Genomic DNA, 16,422 nt, shown 5'->3' on the forward strand with positions numbered 1-16,422 from the left:
CGCCTTGACTTGCTGGTTGTCGAACGCCTTGAGCTCACGCACCCACCCCGAGACGTCCGGGGCGATGACCACCACGTCGGCGCGGATCCGCGCATCCCGGGTCCAGGGCGTGAGCATGTAGTACTGCCACAAATGAAAGCCGGCAAAGATCGCCACCGCCACCAGGCACAGGGTTACCGCGACACGTACTGGAGTACGCATTTTTCAACTCCTTATAAAGGTCCGAGGACGACGGTGATCAGGGTCAATACACAGACGTACAAGGCGCAATCAAACAATGCTTCGTGCCAGATCCAGCGGCCGACCGGTGTCAGGCGCAAGAGCATGCGCAAGGCTGCGGTGACCAGCAGTGCCAGCAGCACATAAATCAGAAACGGACTGAGCAGCACACCGCCCACCGACCACTCACGCAAACCCATGGCTTTGCTCCTGTTGACGGCACCAGGCGCGCCAGCTGTTTTGCAATTGCAGCACCGCGCCCTGAGCCAGTTTCACCGCGTCGCTGGGCGGCAACGCGTACAAGGTCTTCAAGAAGGCTTCGCTGGGTTGTTCCAGCGCATCGGCGCGATTGCCCGCAGGGCCCTGCTCAAGGACTTTTTCCAGCTGTTCGAGATAACGGCGTTGAGGTGCGCTGACCGGCACTTGCGCCACCGCCAGGCTCAACCGCAGATGCAACAATTCATCGCCGATATCGAGGCCGAGCAAGCCGTCATCCCAACGACTGCGCGCCGGTTCCGGCAACTCGGGATAGTGCCGCGCCAGTTGCAGCAAGCGGTCGGCCATGCGTCCGCCAAACCAGCTTTCGGCACCCCGCAGGTTACGTCGGGTCAGCCTTACCAAATCGTCGAGCGTCGCTGCCAGCAAGCGGCGGCCATGCCACGCCGGGTTACGCAGGATCAGTAAATGAAACGCCAACACCGCCGCGCCGACACCGACCACCATCGCCTGGGCGCTGTTGAAGAACGTGGCGACGTCGAATTTCATCGCGTTCAGCGGCGACACCAGCACGATAAAATGCAGACAGAACGAAGTCGCCGTGGCGCCAATCTGCGGCTTGGCCATGCCCAGCGCACCGAAAAACAACGGCACGCCCATGCCCATGCAGAGCAAGGCAAATCCGCTCCATTGCGGCAGCAGAATCTGCCCGACGAAAAACGCCGTCGGAATCGCCAGAAAAATGCCCCGCATGAAACTCATGCCTATCTGCGCGCCGTTCTCGCGACTGGCGAACAGGCTGCACACCACGCACGTCAGCACCAGGGCACCCGACGCGGCGGGCCAGGCCGTCGCCAGCCAGAAGCACGACACCACCAGAAAGGCCAAGGCACTGCGCGCGCCGAACACCAACGCCAATGACAGGTCGCGGTGCGGCGTCAGGGTGCGTGGCGGATCGACCGTTTCGCGCCCCTCCTCCACCGCTTTCATCGCCGCAGTGGCCGCCATCGCGGTATCGAGCAGCAAGGTGAAACGGGCCAGGCAGTAACTCTGCGCGGAGCTGATGTGCGGGTCATGGGATGCATCGAGCAACCTCGGCCGCAACGCTTGCAGGGTCGCCGTATCGTCGCCGCTGAGCGCAACCTGAACCTCGGTCATCCACGGCAACAGTTGCTCGGCTTCCCGTGGTTCCAGCTGCTTCCACTGACGGCGCACCGAGCGGGCGATGCGCAGCAGCATCAAGAGCTTCTGGCTCAAGCCGCTGATAGCTCGTGCCCGTTGCCGACCCAGGCCACCTTCAAACCAGGCATGTTCGCGCTGGGCATCGACCGCGACGATTCGCCCGAGGATTTCCAACAAACCCTTGCGTGCCTGGGCATCGCCGGCCAGCGTTGCACGTGCAGCGTTCATCCCGCTGTTCCAGGCGGCTCGTGCCTGATCCGCCAGTTGTCGCTCGACGCGCATCGGCCACAGCAACGCGCTGGCCACCGTGGCGCACAGGATGCCCAGACAGATTTCCGTGCAGCGCGCCACGGCTTGGTCGAACACCGTCAGCGGATGGGTGATGGCCGGCAATGCGATGATCGCCACCGTGTAACCGGCCAGCACAAATGAATAGGACCAGGCACTGCGCAGCAAGGTCGAACTCGCCGTACACAGCCCGAGCCACAACGCCAATGCCAATAAAAATAGCCAGGGCGTCTGGGCGAATAACCCCATGAACACCACCGACATGATAGTGCCGACCAATGTCCCCAGCAGCCGCGCCAACCCCTTCTGCACCACCATTCCAGACAATGGCTGAGCGACGATGAACGCCGTCATCAGTGCCCAGGCGGGTTGCTCAAGACCCCAGCGCAATGCCAGCCACAGGGCCAGGCCGCCACCGATCAAGGTTTTTATTGCGAACTGTAGGGCGCGGCGGTCAGGCGCAAACAAAGCCTGCAAAGTGATAGGCACGTAAAAGACTCTTGAAAGGACGTTTTTAACGATAGTCGGGTTCACTGAAGTCACTTGAAAAACAAATTATTAGCGAGCTATCTATATCCCGTCCAGCGTTAAATCCCAGACACAAAAAAACGCCAGACTGGCTGGCGTTTTTGACAGGCTACGAGCGCTTAAGAGCGAGCGCGAGCCTGGTTACGCAGGGCTTTTACTTGATCGTGATTGCGTTGCACGCCGTGGTACTGACGTTCAACCAGATCACGAATGCCCACCAGGTTGTGTTTGTTGATTTTTTCGAGGGCTTCTTTGTACGCCTTCAGTGCATGGTCTTCACCGCGTTCCGCTTCGTTCAGCACGGCTTCTTCATCCTTGCCGGTGAACATCGCTTTGACGTCGACCCAGCGGCGGTGCAGATCACCGCTGACGCTGGTGGACGTTTCCGGATCGCCACCCATCGAACGCACGGCGCTCTGAAGTTCGGCAGCGGCGGTGGCGCAGTCGGTGGAGCGTTGCACGAACAGGGTTTTGAGTTCAGGGTGTTTGATGTCTTCAGCGCAAGTCTTGAACCCTTCCTGACCGTCTTTGCTGGTTTCAATCAGGTCGTTGAGTACAGAAATCGCTTCTTTATTCATGTCGGTCATTTTTCAATTCCTTGCGGGTTGATGAAAGATGCAATAGCTATTGCACCCTGCATGCCAGCTTCGAACTGATAATTTATCCGTTATTTTTCAATAACTTAGTTTTAACGACAAAATCTGTATCCGCTTTTTTTGCATGAACTGTCAATTGGCCTGCATGCAGAATGCCTGTATTTTTCCAGCCTGATGAATGAAGACGACCGATAGATGAACCCTGAAAAGCTCGAACTGTTGATCACCCGTGAAATGCCCTTCGGCAAATACAAGGGTCGCATCATTGCCGACCTGCCCGGCCAATACCTGAACTGGTTCGCCCGGGAAGGTTTCCCGCATGGCGAGCTGGGCGGATTGCTGGCCCTGATGCAGGAGATCGACCACAACGGTCTGTCGGACCTGCTCGAACCGCTGCGCGCCAAACACGGCAAACCTGCCCCGCGCCACTGACATTGCAATTAAAAAAGCCGAGTAGCTCATGCCCGATAACACCCGTCGCGCCCGTGATGAACACTTCTGGAAGACCTTTGCAGACCGCTACGCGGTCGAACCCGGGCCCATCAACCTGGAAAACGGATACTTCGGGCGCATGTCGCGCACCGTGGTCGAGGAGTACCAGCGCAACATCGAGCTGATCAACCGCAGCAACTCGGTGCATGTGCGCCAGCGCTTCGAACAGGTCGAAATTCTCGAGATCCGGGCGCAGCTCGCCGGCCTGATCGACGTTCCAGTCGACACCGTGGCCCTCACCCGCAACGCCTCGGACGGCCTGCAATCGCTGATCCGCAATTACAATCGCCTTCAGCCGGGCGATCAGGTGCTGATTTGCGATCTGGAGTACGACACGGTCAAAGGCGCGATGCGCTGGCTGGCCCGGCATCGCGGCGTGGAGGTGATCGAAATCGACCACGCACATCCCGCCACTTTTGACAGCTTGCTGGCCACCTATCGCGACACCTTCGCGCGTTATCCAAAGCTCAAATTGATGGCCCTGACCCATGTCACCCATCGCACCGGACTGGTCATGCCTGTGCAGGCCATTGCTGCCGCCGCCAAAGAACATGGTATCGACGTGATCCTCGATGGCGCCCATGCCCTCGGCCAGATCGAGTTCAACCTGGATGAACTGGGCGTTTCTTTCGCCGGTTTCAATCTGCACAAATGGATCGGCGCGCCCCTGACGCTGGGTTTTATCTACATTGCCCCCGAGCGCCTGGCCGACATCGACCCGGACATGGGCGAGATGCACTTCCCGGTCTCCGATACTCGCGCCCGCACGCCCTACAGCACGCCGAACATCCCGGCCCTGCTGACGCTGCCGCTGGTGTTCGAGGAGCATCTCGCCATGGGCGGCGCCGCTGCCAAGAGCACACGGCTCAACTACCTGCGCAACCGGTGGGTCAACGCGGTTCGCGAGCTACCGGGGATCGAGGTCATGACACCCGATGACCCGAGACTGTATTGCGGCATTACCTCGATGCGCTTTACCCGGCATACCGATCAACAGGCGATGGTCGAGCGGCTGCTCAGCGACTACAACCTGTTCACCGTGGTCCGCAGCGGCGCGGCGAGCGGGCCCTGCATTCGCATTACACCGGGGCTCACCACCACCGCTGCCGACATGGATCTGCTGGCCAGGGCGCTGAGCGAGTTGCGCTGACGTCAGACCGTGTATTTGTCGAAGTCCTCCGGCTTGATTTGCGTCGAAGCGGCGAACGTATCGATACCGATGGTCGTATGCCCGAAAAAGCCATCCTCGTTCGAGTCTCGACCGAGGGTGTGGACCGTCAATGTCGAAGCCTCGCCGCCCTGCTCGCGGTAATAAGTGTCTTCATTGTTGCTCAACGGCGAGACCGATCGGCCGCTGTAGTCCCGGGCGTTTAGCACCGAACGTGAAGCGGGTTCGGGGAAGTAGAGCTGACCGACCCAGGCGACGTGTCGTTCGTCGAGGTAATTGTTGCCGGACGTAATGCGCACGGCGACATGAATGTGCAAGGTACGACCGGCATAGAACCCCGGGTAGATGGTGGTAAACCTCACCACACCCTTCTTGTCGGTGAATTGCCCGCCACGCAGGTAGGTGTCGTCGTCAGTGCGCGGGACCGAACCGATGTCACCGACATCGACTTCCTGGTCCGGGTTGATCTTGCTCCAGCCCGAATAGGCACCACGCGCATTGCAGTGCCAGATATCGACCAAGGCCCCGGTCACAGGCTCACCCGTCATGGCATCGACAATCGCCAGTCGCAGCACCAGGGGAATGCCATCGGCGCTTTCGCTGATGTTGCGACGGATGAGTTTCGGATTGCGGAAAAACGGGCCGGCAATTTGCTCGGGAGACAGCAGGTAAACCGGCGGTGGGGGTGCAACGGAGGTGTTGTCGTCCATGACGTTCTCTCTTCCATAAGATGAACGCAGGTTAACGCTGGTCGAAGGGCAAGAGGCGGTAACTATGTATCGCTTGATGTCTCCTGTGGGAGCTAGCTGCTAGCTCCCACAGTTTTTTGCGGGCAAAAAAAAACGGTGCACCGACCAAGCGCACCGTAAAGCCGTAGAACACACAACGAAGTGTTTGGTAAAAGCCGATCAGTCCAGCAGCGCCAATGCCTCGGCGGTGCATTCCTGAATGCGGGCCCAGTCGCCGTTCTTGATCCACTCGGGATCCAGCATCCAGCTACCGCCCACGCACATGACGTTTTTCAACGCCATGTAGCTCTTGATGTTGGCCGGGCTGACGCCGCCAGTCGGGCAGAATTTCACTTCACCGAACGGGCCGCCCAGGGCCTTGATGGCCGCGACGCCGCCGCTGACTTCCGCCGGGAACAGCTTGAAGCGGCGATAACCCAGACCATAACCTTCCATGATGCCGGAAGCGTTGCTGATGCCTGGTAACAGCGGGATCGGGCTGTCGACGCTGGCTTCGAGCAGGTCACGGGTGATGCCCGGGGTGACGATGAACTGTGAGCCGGCCGCTTCGGCGGCGGCGAGCATCGTGCGATCCAGCACAGTACCCGCACCGGTCACCAGCTCAGGACGCTGCTCACGCAGAATCTGGATGGCCTTGAGGCCGAACTGCGAACGCAGCGTCACTTCCAGGGCAGTCAGGCCACCGGCGGCCAGGGCGTCGGCCAGGGGCAGGACGTCCTGTTCGCGAGCGATGGTGATCACCGGCAGGATCCGCGCCTTGGCGCAGAGGCTGTCGATCAGGGCAACTTTGTCCGCCATGGAAACGGTCGGGGATGTGATTGTCATAGCGGCTGATCCTTGGCTCATGGGCACCAGTAAATCTCTAACGTAGGTTGCAGAAACGCGCGAATCGGCATGGCGGCGACATCGTCACCGGCCAATGCGGCACTCAAAGTGGTCAGTTTGGACTGACCGGAAATCGATAGAACGGTGGTCTTGGCCGAGGCCAGCAGCGCGCGGCTCATGGTCAGTCGCTGATGCGGCACGGTCGGCGCCAGCATCGGATAGCACCGACGGGTGCCGTCGACTTTCAAGGCATCGATCAGGTTCGGGCTGTTGGGGAACAGCGAAGCGGTGTGACCGTCATCACCCATGCCGAGGATCAGCACGTCGATCGGCGGCAACTCGGCGAGCAAGCGATCCGCCTGCTCGGCGGCCAGTTCAAGGTTCGCAGTGGCGCTGTACAGGCTCAGAAACTGAGCCTTGGCCGCCGGGCCTTGCAACAGGTAGCGCTTGAGCAGACCGGCATTGCTGTCGGCATGCTCGACCGGCACCCAGCGCTCGTCGGCCAGGGTGACCACGACCTTGGACCAGTCCAGTTTCTGCTTCGCCAGGTTCTGGAAGAACGCCACCGGGCTGCGGCCACCGGACACCACCAGCGTCGCAGTGCCGCGAGCGTCGATGGCGTCACTCAGTTGCTTGGCCACATTCAGCGCCAGACCATCGGCCAGCAGCACCGGGCTCTTGAACTCATGGGCGCTGACGCCCTGAGGCAGTTTCAATTCAGATATCGCCATACCACGACCTCCCATCCCGCGTGATCAGAGCAATGGAGCTCATCGGTCCCCAGGACCCAGCCGCGTACGGCTTGGGCGCATCACCGGATTTTTTCCACCCGGCAATCAACTGGTCACACCACTTCCACGCGGCTTCGATTTCATCTTTACGGACAAACAGGTTCTGATTGCCACGCATCACTTCCAGCAACAACCGCTCGTAGGCATCGGGAATCCGTGCGCTGCGATAAGTGTCGGAAAAATTCAGCTGCAACGGACCGCTGCGCAGCTGCATGCCCTTGTCCAGGCCTTGTTCTTTGGTCATCACACGCAAGGAAATGCCTTCGTCCGGTTGCAGGCGGATAATCAGCTTGTTGCTGATTTGCAGGCGCTGCTCGGGGGCGAAGATGTAGTGCGACGGTTCCTTGAAGTGGATGACGATCTGCGACAGCTTCTGCGGCATGCGCTTGCCGGTACGCAGGTAAAACGGCACGCCGGCCCAGCGCCAGTTGCGGATGTCGGCACGCAGGGCGACGAAGGTTTCGGTGTCGCTCTGGGTATTGGAGTTGGGCTCTTCCAGGTAACCGGGGACCGATTTGCCTTCGCTGTACCCGGCGATGTACTGGCCGCGCACCACTTGCGTGGTCAGGCCTTCCGGGCTGATCGGCGCCAGGGCCTTGAGCACTTTGACTTTCTCGTCACGGATGCTGTCGGCGGACAAGTCGGCCGGCGGGTCCATGGCGATCAGGCAGAGCAGTTGCAGCAGGTGATTCTGGATCATGTCCCGCAGCTGGCCGGCCTTGTCGAAGTAACCCCAGCGGCCTTCGATCCCGACCTTCTCGGCCACGGTGATTTCCACGTGGGAGATGTAATTCTGGTTCCACTGGGTTTCGAACAGGCTGTTGGCGAAACGCAGGGCGATCAGGTTCTGGACGGTCTCTTTGCCCAGGTAGTGGTCGATGCGGTAAGTGCGGTTCTCCGGGAAGAACTGCGCCACGGCGTCGTTGACCTTGCGCGAGGATTCCAGGTCCGAACCGATGGGTTTTTCCAGCACGACGCGGGTGTTTTCGGTCAGGCCGACCTTCGACAGGTTCTCGCAGATTGCGCCGTAAACGGCGGCCGGTGTGGCGAAGTAAGCAATCACACGCTGGGCGCTGCCGGCCATTTCGGCCAGGGCGACGTAATCGTCGGCCTTGAGGAAGTCGACATGCAGGTAGCTCAAACGGGCCAGGAAGCGTTCGACCACAGCTTCGTCCAGCTCTTTGGCACCTACATAACGGCGCAGTTCGGAGGCGATGAACGCCAAGTGTTCTTGCTCGCTGCCAGGCTCACGGGCCAGCGCGATAATCCGCGTATCCTCGTGCAGCAGGCCTGCGCCATCGAGTTGATAAAGGGCAGGAAACAGTTTGCGCAGGGCCAGGTCGCCGAGGGCGCCGAACAAGGCAAAGGTGCACGGTTCAACCGTAATCGAAGGCATGATGTTTGTTCTTTTATCAAGTTAAGCTACAAATACCTTTTTTCAAGGCATCACTCAAGGGAAAATGTAGTAATAACCACAACATTTTCGCAAAATACAGATTCCGAGTGGTGGTCGGTCGGAGCCATCAGTAGGATAGGCCACCGTTACGGGCCGTATCAAAGGCCCAATTTGCATAGCCGAACGCTTATTTGCGCTGCTGACCTAAGGAACATGAAATGGACCGCGTGCGAAATCTACTGGAACAGATCCAGAATCGCCTTGAAGACCTGAACAAGGCGGAACGCAAAGTCGCCGAAGTGATCCTGCTCAACCCACAGCAGGCCACCCGGTTCAGCATTGCCGCCCTCGCCCAGGCCTCGAAGGTCAGCGAGCCGACGGTCAACCGTTTCTGCCGTTCGTTCGGCGTCAGTGGCTACCCGGAGCTCAAGCTTCAACTGGCCCAGAGCCTGGCCAGCGGCGCGGCGTATGTCAGCCGTGCGGTCGAGGCCGATGACAATCCCGAGGCGTATACCAAGAAGATTTTCGGCAGCGCCATCGCATCGCTGGACAGTGCCTTGCAGGCACTGGACCCGAACCTGATCAGCCGCGCCGTCGACCTGTTGATCCAGGCCCGGCAGATCCACTTCTTCGGCCTTGGCGCCTCGGCCCCGGTGGCGCTGGATGCGCAGCACAAGTTCTTCCGCTTCAACCTGGCGGTCACCGCCCATGCCGACGTACTGATGCAGCGCATGATTGCGTCGGTGGCACATACCGGCGAGTTGTTCGTGATCATCTCCTACACCGGCCGCACCCGCGAACTGGTGGAAGTGGCGCGTATCGCCCGGGAGAACGGCGCTTCGGTGCTGGGGCTGACGGCCGAGGGTTCGCCATTGGCCAAGGCCAGCACCTTGAGCCTGAACATTCCGTTGCCGGAAGACACCGACATCTATATGCCGATGACGTCGCGGATCATCCAGCTAACTGTGCTGGATGTGCTGGCCACCGGCATGACCTTGCGCCGGGGCGTGGATTTCCAGCCGCATTTGCGCAAGATCAAAGAGAGCCTGAATGCCAGTCGGTATCCGGTTGGGGATGAGTTCAACTAGGTCAACATCTTCATTGCCTGATCGGGCCTCTTCGACTTGCCCGCGATGAGGCCCGGCGCAACACCGTAGATTTTGCGCTAAACCCCCACCCGCGCCTGCAAACTCAAATGCGCCTTCTGCCCCGGCGCCAGGCTCAAACTGTCCGTTCCGCCACTCGCCGCCTCGACACACACAAATTCGGAAATCTCGTTCCAGCTCACCCCCAGCAACGGCCGCGACCCCGGATGCCAAACCACTGTGTCCGCATGATCACCGGTGTCGATGCACAACTCGCGCTGCCAGGCATGGTCCTTGAGCTGCAATTCACCGTCATGCTGGAACACCCGCTGACACCCGCCGTCGACTCTCAACTCGCCTTCCTGCTGGCAAACCTGGCGGTTCAACTGGTCGTAACCGTGGACGCCATCGAGCCCAGACAGCGCTATCTCACCGACATCACCAATACGCCAATAGGCATGCAACGCCTGGCTCAATTGGCACGGCAGGCTGTCCTGATGCTCGGTACTCAGGCGTAATTCCATGCGATCGCCCAAGTGGGCGTGCAGATCCACTTGCCAGTCGCAAAGCTGAAGTTGCCAATGCAGGCGCACGCCCTCGTCGTCATGGCTGCTGTCGAGCAGCTTCCAGTCGATCAACCGTGCCCAGCCATGGGAAGGCCAGGCGTTTTCGCTCGGATGACGGCCATACCACGGCCAACACACTGGCACGCCGCCACGAATCGCGCCGACCTGCGGCCACTTCGCCGCGCACCACAGCCAGGGTTTCTGGCCCCTTGGCTGGAAGTGCAGCAATTGCGCGCCCTGCCGACTGAACACCGCCTGACACAGCGGATGGTCGATCACCAGCACGTCGCGCTTCTGGTAGCGCTCCCACGCAAACACCGGACGTTCGCGCAAGGATTTGAAGAAGCGTTGTAGCGGATGCTCATGCATGTGCCACGGTCCTGAAAATCATCGGGGTGCGCCGCCCCCAAAAAAAAGCGGACAGCCAAGGCTGTCCGCAAAAATGCGCACATAGAGAGGAGCTTATCGCAACAGCGTTAGAACACCGACTGAATTTTCAGGCCGGCCACCAGCGCGTTGTCGACTTCATCCACACCGCCCGGGTGAGTGATGTATTGCAGGTTAGGACGCACGGTCAGCCAGTTGGTGACGTGGAAGCCGTAGTTGATCTCGTAGTTGTATTCAGTGTTACGCAGCGGCGCGAACAGCGGGTCTTGATAGTCAGTGACGTTGTTGGAGGCGTTGACCAACTCTGAGTTTTTCTTCACGTCGTCGTTGACATGGATACGAGCGGCACCGATACCGAAGTCATCCTTCGGACGTGCATCGAACGGGCCCTTGTACACCAGCATCAGCGACTGGTAGTTGTCGACGATGTTAGTGTCCTTGTCGTGGAACGTGGCGTTGGCAGCGATGTTCAGGCCGCGAGATTTGTCACCGTTGTGGGTGGTGAGTTGTTGTTGCGCCACGAACCAGTAGCCGGATTTGCTGCTGTGGCTGCGATAGGCGTTGCCGCTGGTGGCCGCATCATTGCCGTTTTCGTCTTCACGAACGTCATCGGCCTTGGCCGTGCTTTTGTAGTAACCGACACGGTATTCGCCCGGCAGGTTGCCAGGGTTAGGCAACCAGACCAGTTCGACTGGCAACACGGTGCCCTTGGTACCACTGCCGCTGAGCTTGAAGCCGTTACCGTGCTCCAGTTGCGACGGGTTCTGGTTGTACGCGCCGATCTGCGCATACCACTCAGGCGAGATGTTGTACTTCACGCGGATCGCAGCCTGGCTGATCGGCCAGTTGTACCAGATGTTGGTCGCCCAGTTACCCACCTGGGAACCGCAGAACGCCAGGTTCTGGAACTCGCAAGGGAAGGTGTTGAAGTCTTCGCCTTCGCCGAAGTAACCGGCCTTGACGTCCAGTTTGCCGTCGAGGAACTGGTGCTTGATCCACAGTTGGGTCAGACGGACCATGTGGCCACGGCCGTAGACTTCCTGGGAGGAACTCAAGGTGCCGGCACGCGGATCACCGACACGGTCATTGGAGATGTTTTCACCGTTACGATTGGTGAACTGGACCTTGGCCTGAGTGTTATCCCAGCCCCACAGCTTTTGCAGGTCCAGCGCCACGCCCAGGCCAAACTGGTCGGCGTAACGCGCGGTCTTGTCGTTGTTGTAGCCACCGTGAAGGTTGCCACCGACTTCACCGACGTAGTCCATCTTGATGTCGATACCTTGCTCAATCAGCTTGGTCCGCTCGCCACCCCAATCGCCGGTCATCCATTCGGAATCGGCGCTGAACGCGTCAGCCGCGTGCACACTACCGGCCAGCATCATGGCCGCAACCGCGGACAACTGGCAGATAAGCTGAGCGTTGTTGTTCTTCTTCATCCCTACATCCTCGTTTTATTGTTATTAACTGTTTTTATTTAACGCGGTTACATCAGGTGCGGAGAGCGACAGGCCGCTCACCGCATATCCCCCCTGTAGGAGCCGGCTTGCTGGCGATGCTGTGTCAGTCAACATCTGTGCTGAATGACACACCGCTATCGCCAGCAAGCCGGCTCCTACATTTGATCTCTAGCGGCCTTTGAATTGGGCGACGTTGGCGCTGTGGCTCTCGGCTTTTGGTTGACCGGCCACCCCCAGGCGTTCACCGGTCTTGGCATCGAACAACAGCACTTTCGATGGATCGAATTGCAGGGTCAGGGTCTCGCCCACGTTCGGCGCGACGTCCGGCGCCAGGCGGCAGCAGACTTTGGTGTCGTTGAGATTGACGAACACCAGGGTGTCGGGACCGGTCGGCTCGGTGACCTGGACTTCGGCGCGAATGGTCGGCAAACCGTTCGGCTCGCTGCCCGCCAGAACGATCTGCTCGGGGCGCAGGCCGAGGATCACTTCTCGGTCTTCCAGACCGGCGTCCTGCATGCCCATCGGCAATTCGCAGCGGGCCTGGCCGCTGTCGAGCAGCGCCACCAGACGACCGTCCTTGCGCTGCAAACGCAGGGGGATGAAGTTCATCGGCGGCGAGCCGATGAAGCTCGCCACGAACAGGTTGGCCGGGTTGTTGTAGATGTCCTTCGGCGTACCGAATTGCTGGATGATCCCGTCCTTCATCACCGCCACTTTGTCGCCCAGTGTCATCGCTTCGATCTGGTCGTGGGTCACGTAGACCGTGGTGGTTTTCAGGCGCTGGTGCATCAGTTTCATTTCGGTGCGCATCTCGACGCGCAGCTTGGCGTCGAGGTTGGACAGCGGCTCGTCGAACAGGTAAATCTTCGGCCGACGCGCCAAGGCACGGCCCATGGCGACGCGCTGTTGCTGACCACCGGAGAGCTGACCGGGCTTGCGGTTGAGCAGGTGTTCGATCTGCAGCAGCTTGGATACCCGCGCCACTTCCGCTTCGATGTCGGCGGCGGGCATTTTGCGGATCTTCAAGCCGAAGGCGATGTTCTCGCGAACGCTCATGGTCGGGTACAGCGCGTAGGACTGGAACACCATGGCGATGTCGCGGTCTTTCGGGCTCATGCCGCTGACGTCCTGATCACCGATCATGATCGCGCCGCCGGTGATGGTTTCAAGGCCGGCGATGCAATTCATCAGGGTCGACTTGCCGCAACCCGAAGGTCCGACCAGGATCAGGAACTCACCGTCCTTGATCGACAGTTCGATGTTCTTGAGGGTGTCCGGCAGGCCTGGGCCATAGGTCTTGTTTACATTGCGAAGTTCGAGCGTAGCCATGATTACCCCTTGACTGCGCCGGCCGTCAGCCCGCGCACGAAATACTTGCCTGCGACCACATAGACCAGCAGGGTCGGCAGCCCGGCGATCATCGCCGCCGCCATATCAACGTTGTATTCCTTGGCCCCGGTACTGGTGTTGACCAAGTTGTTCAACGCCACCGTAATGGGTTGCGAATCACCGCTGGAGAACACCACACCGAACAGGAAGTCGTTCCAGATCTGGGTGAACTGCCAGATCAGGCAGACCATGATGATCGGGGTGGACATCGGCAGGATGATCAAGCGGAAGATGGTGAAGAAACCCGCGCCATCGAGCCGCGCCGCCTTCACCAGCGCATCGGGAACGCTGACGTAGTAGTTACGGAAGAACAGCGTGGTGAACGCCAGGCCGTAGACCACGTGCACGAACACCAGGCCGGTGGTGGTGCTGGCCAGGCCCATCTTGCCGAGGGTGAACGAGGCCGGCAGCAGGACGGTCTGGAAAGGCAGGAAGCAACCGAACAGCAGCAAACCGAAGAACAGTTGCGAGCCACGGAAGCGCCACATCGACAGCACGTAGCCGTTCAGCGCACCAATCGCGGTGGAGATCAGCACCGCCGGGACGGTGATCTTGATCGAGTTCCAGAAGTACCCGTCAACCGTGCCCCAGGCCTTGACCCAGCCAATGCCGCTGACCACGGTCGGCCAGCTCAGCAGGTTGCCGGAGTTGATGTCTTCCGGTGTCTTGAAGCTGGTCAACAGCATGACCACCAGCGGTATCAGGTAAAGGAATACCGCCAGGATCAGCACGCCGTAGATGGCGATACGACTCAGGCTGATGGATGGTTTGGCAGCGAAATTAGTCATGACGCTTAGTCCTCAGCTCGGAGTACAGGTAAGGCACGATGATTGCGAGAATCGCACCGAGCATCAGAATCGCACTGGCCGAGCCCATGCCCATCTGGCCGCGACTGAAGGTGAAGGAGTACATGAACATCGCAGGCAGGTCGGAGGAATAACCCGGGCCACCGGCAGTCATTGCCGCCACCAGGTCGAAACTCTTGATCGCGATGTGGGCCAGGATCATGACCGCGCTGAAGAACACCGGGCGCAGGCTCGGCAACACCACTTTGAGGTAAATGCGCGGCATGCTCGCGCCATCGATCTGGGCGGCACGGATGATCGATTGATCAACGCCACGCAGGCCGGCGAGAAACATTGCCATGATGAAGCCCGAGGCTTGCCAGACTGCGGCGATCACCAGGCAATACACGACGCGATCCGGGTCGATCAGCCAGTCCAGGCGAAAGCCTTCCCAGCCCCAGTCACGCAGCAATTTGTCCAGGCCCATGCCCGGGTTGAGCAGCCACTTCCAGGCGGTACCGGTGACGATCATCGAGAGCGCCATCGGGTACAGGTAAATGGTGCGAATGAAACCTTCGCGACGAATGCGCTGATCAAGAAACACCGCCAGCAGCACACCGATCACCAGGGTAATGCCGATGAACATGCCGCCGAACACCGCCAGGTTCTTGCTCGCTACCCACCAACGGTCGTTGTCGAACAGCCGCTGATACTGCGCCAGCCCCGCCCATTTGTAAGTCGGCAGGAAGGTCGAGGTGGTGAACGACAGGATGAACGTCCACAGGATATAGCCATAGAAGCCCACCAGGACGATGAACATGCTGGGCGCCAGCACCAGTTTAGGGAGCCAGCGCTGCAGTGCATCGAACGGCGAGGCCTTGCTGAACACAGCAACAGAACTCATGGGAAGATCCCGTACGAAGAAAAAGGATTACAAGCCCGCTCCCACAGGGGGGGCTGCGCGGCTAACGGTTACTTGGCAGCTTTGACCGCGGTGCCCAGTTGTTTGGCGGCAGTCGCAGGATCGGCTTTCGGGTCGTTGATGAAGTTGGTCACGACATCAAAGAACGCGCCTTGTACCGCCAGCGTGGTCGCCATGTTGTGCGCCATGCTCGGCTGCAGGCCGCCAGACTTGGCGTCCACCAGGAAATCCTTGGCCGCAGTCTGGGCGCAGGAGTCGAAACCGTACTTGCCCATGTCGTTCAGCATGTCGATTCGAACCGGGATCGAGCCTTTGTTGATGCTGAAGACTTTCTGGAAGTTCTCACCCAGCACGACCTTGGCAATGTCCTGTTGAGCAGCAGCAGTACCTTTGTCTTTCTGCTTGAACACGGCCAGGGAGTCGATGTTGTAGGTGAACGCCTTGTCGGTGCCCGGGAAGGCGACGCACTCGTAGTCCTTGCCCGCGACTTTCTTGGCCGCTGTCCACTCGCTCTTGGCCCAGTCACCCATGATCTGCATGCCGGCCTTGCCGTTGATGACCTTGGCCGCTTCCAGGTTCCAGTCCTGGCCTTTGCCGTCGGCGTCCATGTAGGTCGCGACTTTCTTCAGCTCGGTCAGCGCCTTGACCATTTCAGGACCGGTCAGTGCAGCGTTGTCCAGGTCGACCAGGGCTTTCTTGTAGCCGTCGACGCCCATGACCGAAAGGACCACCGCTTCGAATACGGTGCTGTCCTGCCAAGGCTGGCCGCCGTGGGCCAGGGCAATGAAGCCCGCTGCCTTGAGCTTGTCACCGGCGGCGTAGAATTCTTCAAGGGTGGTTGGCGCTTTTTCGATGCCGGCTTTCTTGAAGACTTCCGGGTTGATCCACAGCCAGTTGACGCGGTGAATGTTCACCGGCACGGCCACGTAGTCACCTTCGTACTTCACAGTATCGGAGACTTTCTTGTCGAGCAGGCTGTCCCACTTCTCGGTTTTGGCGGCGTCTTTCAAGACGTCGGTGTCGAGCAGACCGGTAGACGCCCATTCCTGAATGTCCGGGCCTTTGATCTGTGCAACGCCCGGCGGGTTACCGGCAACGGCGCGGCTCTTGAGTACGGTCATGGCTGTAGCACCGCCACCACCGGCGACTGCGCCGTCCTTCCAGGTGAAACCGTCTTTTTCGACTTGGGCCTTGAGGACATCGACGGCCGCTTTTTCGCCACCGGAGGTCCACCAGTGAACGACTTCTACCGAACCTTTGGAATCGGCGGCAAGTGCACTGAGAGGGAATGCAGAGATTGGAAGCAATGAGGCAAGAGAAATGACAGTAGCGAGGCGAGAAATCGCGTTCATCTAGAATTACCTTTCTTGTTGTTATGCAT

General features: G+C 59.7%; 17 protein-coding genes. 3 read left to right on the top strand and 14 right to left on the bottom strand.

What is annotated here, in order from left to right; genetic code table 11:
* The 4 genes from K0F88_RS32985 to K0F88_RS14270 form a co-directional block, all read right to left on the bottom strand.
* Positions 1-95, bottom strand: a 95-nt coding sequence (locus K0F88_RS32985) for a hypothetical protein (protein ID WP_374039718.1), incomplete at its 3' end; no start/stop codon positions are given.
* Between the two features lie 117 nt (positions 96-212).
* Positions 213-419: a DUF1656 domain-containing protein gene (locus K0F88_RS14260; protein WP_094471041.1), complete on the bottom strand. Its 207-nt coding sequence runs from the start codon at positions 417-419 to the stop codon at positions 213-215.
* Entirely contained in the window at positions 406-2,394 is a 1,989-nt protein-coding gene (locus K0F88_RS14265; protein ID WP_094471040.1) for an FUSC family protein, read from the bottom strand. The genes K0F88_RS14260 and K0F88_RS14265 overlap by 14 nt, the downstream gene beginning before the upstream one ends.
* 158 nt (positions 2,395-2,552) lie before the next feature.
* Positions 2,553-3,020: a PA2169 family four-helix-bundle protein gene (locus tag K0F88_RS14270; protein WP_094471039.1), complete on the bottom strand. Its 468-nt coding sequence runs from the start codon at positions 3,018-3,020 to the stop codon at positions 2,553-2,555.
* A 204-nt stretch (positions 3,021-3,224) separates the two neighbouring features.
* Here K0F88_RS14270 and K0F88_RS14275 point away from each other — a divergent pair, with 204 nt between their 5' ends.
* Positions 3,225-3,461: a DUF3820 family protein gene (locus K0F88_RS14275; protein WP_010457368.1), complete on the top strand. Its 237-nt coding sequence runs from the start codon at positions 3,225-3,227 to the stop codon at positions 3,459-3,461.
* 28 nt (positions 3,462-3,489) lie between these two features.
* Positions 3,490-4,671, top strand: a complete 1,182-nt coding sequence (locus K0F88_RS14280) for an aminotransferase class V-fold PLP-dependent enzyme (protein WP_219095460.1) — start codon at positions 3,490-3,492, stop codon at positions 4,669-4,671.
* 2 nt (positions 4,672-4,673) lie between these two features.
* On the opposite strand, the gene K0F88_RS14285 is transcribed toward K0F88_RS14280, so the two are convergent.
* The 4 genes from K0F88_RS14285 to zwf all read right to left on the bottom strand — a co-directional run bounded on the left by K0F88_RS14285 (position 4,674) and on the right by zwf (position 8,450).
* Positions 4,674-5,399 (bottom strand): intradiol ring-cleavage dioxygenase, encoded by a 726-nt coding sequence (locus K0F88_RS14285; RefSeq protein ID WP_094471037.1) that lies wholly within the window; start codon positions 5,397-5,399, stop codon positions 4,674-4,676.
* 198 nt (positions 5,400-5,597) lie between these two features.
* Positions 5,598-6,263, bottom strand: a complete 666-nt coding sequence (locus tag K0F88_RS14290) for a bifunctional 4-hydroxy-2-oxoglutarate aldolase/2-dehydro-3-deoxy-phosphogluconate aldolase (RefSeq protein ID WP_219095461.1) — start codon at positions 6,261-6,263, stop codon at positions 5,598-5,600.
* 17 nt (positions 6,264-6,280) lie between these two features.
* Positions 6,281-6,994 carry a 6-phosphogluconolactonase gene (gene pgl, locus K0F88_RS14295; RefSeq protein WP_219095462.1) on the bottom strand — a complete coding sequence of 238 codons (714 nt, stop codon included), beginning with the start codon at positions 6,992-6,994 and terminating at the stop codon, positions 6,281-6,283.
* A complete protein-coding gene (gene zwf / locus K0F88_RS14300) occupies positions 6,981-8,450 on the bottom strand; it encodes a glucose-6-phosphate dehydrogenase (RefSeq protein WP_219095463.1) in 1,470 nt (489 codons plus the stop codon). Before zwf ends, pgl begins: the two co-directional genes overlap by 14 nt.
* 227 nt (positions 8,451-8,677) lie before the next feature.
* On the opposite strand from zwf, the gene K0F88_RS14305 reads away from it, so the two are divergent.
* Complete coding sequence (locus K0F88_RS14305; protein WP_175649041.1) at positions 8,678-9,538, top strand: MurR/RpiR family transcriptional regulator; 861 nt, start codon at positions 8,678-8,680, stop codon at positions 9,536-9,538.
* A gap of 77 nt (positions 9,539-9,615) precedes the next feature.
* Here K0F88_RS14305 and K0F88_RS14310 read toward each other — a convergent pair whose 3' ends face one another.
* The 6 genes from K0F88_RS14310 to K0F88_RS14335 all read right to left on the bottom strand — a co-directional run bounded on the left by K0F88_RS14310 (position 9,616) and on the right by K0F88_RS14335 (position 16,393).
* Positions 9,616-10,470, bottom strand: coding sequence for a D-hexose-6-phosphate mutarotase (locus K0F88_RS14310; RefSeq protein ID WP_219095464.1), 855 nt, complete (start codon positions 10,468-10,470; stop codon positions 9,616-9,618).
* 107 nt (positions 10,471-10,577) lie between these two features.
* The gene (locus tag K0F88_RS14315; protein ID WP_219095465.1) at positions 10,578-11,924 is read right to left on the bottom strand and encodes a carbohydrate porin; all 1,347 of its coding nucleotides are present in this window, start codon (positions 11,922-11,924) and stop codon (positions 10,578-10,580) included.
* A 189-nt stretch (positions 11,925-12,113) separates the two neighbouring features.
* Complete coding sequence (locus K0F88_RS14320) at positions 12,114-13,274, bottom strand: ABC transporter ATP-binding protein (protein ID WP_219095466.1); 1,161 nt, start codon at positions 13,272-13,274, stop codon at positions 12,114-12,116.
* Between the two features lie 2 nt (positions 13,275-13,276).
* Positions 13,277-14,122 carry a carbohydrate ABC transporter permease gene (locus K0F88_RS14325; RefSeq protein WP_077748691.1) on the bottom strand — a complete coding sequence of 282 codons (846 nt, stop codon included), beginning with the start codon at positions 14,120-14,122 and terminating at the stop codon, positions 13,277-13,279.
* Positions 14,115-15,023, bottom strand: a complete 909-nt coding sequence (locus tag K0F88_RS14330; RefSeq protein ID WP_010457390.1) for a carbohydrate ABC transporter permease — start codon at positions 15,021-15,023, stop codon at positions 14,115-14,117. The genes K0F88_RS14325 and K0F88_RS14330 overlap by 8 nt, the downstream gene beginning before the upstream one ends.
* 68 nt (positions 15,024-15,091) lie before the next feature.
* Positions 15,092-16,393: an ABC transporter substrate-binding protein gene (locus K0F88_RS14335; protein ID WP_219095467.1), complete on the bottom strand. Its 1,302-nt coding sequence runs from the start codon at positions 16,391-16,393 to the stop codon at positions 15,092-15,094.
* Positions 16,394-16,422: the final 29 nt, after the last annotated feature.

Origin of the sequence: Pseudomonas sp. UMAB-40, assembly GCF_900095275.1 — a bacterium.
GTDB lineage: Bacteria > Pseudomonadota > Gammaproteobacteria > Pseudomonadales > Pseudomonadaceae > Aquipseudomonas > Aquipseudomonas mandelii_B.

Coding starts and splice junctions, on each gene's coding strand:
- K0F88_RS14260 (WP_094471041.1), bottom strand. CDS start 419: ATGGGTTTGCGTGAGTGGTCGGTGGGCGGTGTGCTGCTCAGTCCGTTT.
- K0F88_RS14270 (WP_094471039.1), bottom strand. CDS start 3,020: ATGACCGACATGAATAAAGAAGCGATTTCTGTACTCAACGACCTGATT.
- K0F88_RS14275 (WP_010457368.1), top strand. CDS start 3,225: ATGAACCCTGAAAAGCTCGAACTGTTGATCACCCGTGAAATGCCCTTC.
- K0F88_RS14280 (WP_219095460.1), top strand. CDS start 3,490: ATGCCCGATAACACCCGTCGCGCCCGTGATGAACACTTCTGGAAGACC.
- K0F88_RS14285 (WP_094471037.1), bottom strand. CDS start 5,399: ATGGACGACAACACCTCCGTTGCACCCCCACCGCCGGTTTACCTGCTG.
- K0F88_RS14290 (WP_219095461.1), bottom strand. CDS start 6,263: ATGACAATCACATCCCCGACCGTTTCCATGGCGGACAAAGTTGCCCTG.
- pgl (WP_219095462.1), bottom strand. CDS start 6,994: ATGGCGATATCTGAATTGAAACTGCCTCAGGGCGTCAGCGCCCATGAG.
- zwf (WP_219095463.1), bottom strand. CDS start 8,450: ATGCCTTCGATTACGGTTGAACCGTGCACCTTTGCCTTGTTCGGCGCC.
- K0F88_RS14310 (WP_219095464.1), bottom strand. CDS start 10,470: ATGCATGAGCATCCGCTACAACGCTTCTTCAAATCCTTGCGCGAACGT.
- K0F88_RS14315 (WP_219095465.1), bottom strand. CDS start 11,924: ATGAAGAAGAACAACAACGCTCAGCTTATCTGCCAGTTGTCCGCGGTT.
- K0F88_RS14320 (WP_219095466.1), bottom strand. CDS start 13,274: ATGGCTACGCTCGAACTTCGCAATGTAAACAAGACCTATGGCCCAGGC.
- K0F88_RS14325 (WP_077748691.1), bottom strand. CDS start 14,122: ATGACTAATTTCGCTGCCAAACCATCCATCAGCCTGAGTCGTATCGCC.
- K0F88_RS14330 (WP_010457390.1), bottom strand. CDS start 15,023: ATGAGTTCTGTTGCTGTGTTCAGCAAGGCCTCGCCGTTCGATGCACTG.
- K0F88_RS14335 (WP_219095467.1), bottom strand. CDS start 16,393: ATGAACGCGATTTCTCGCCTCGCTACTGTCATTTCTCTTGCCTCATTG.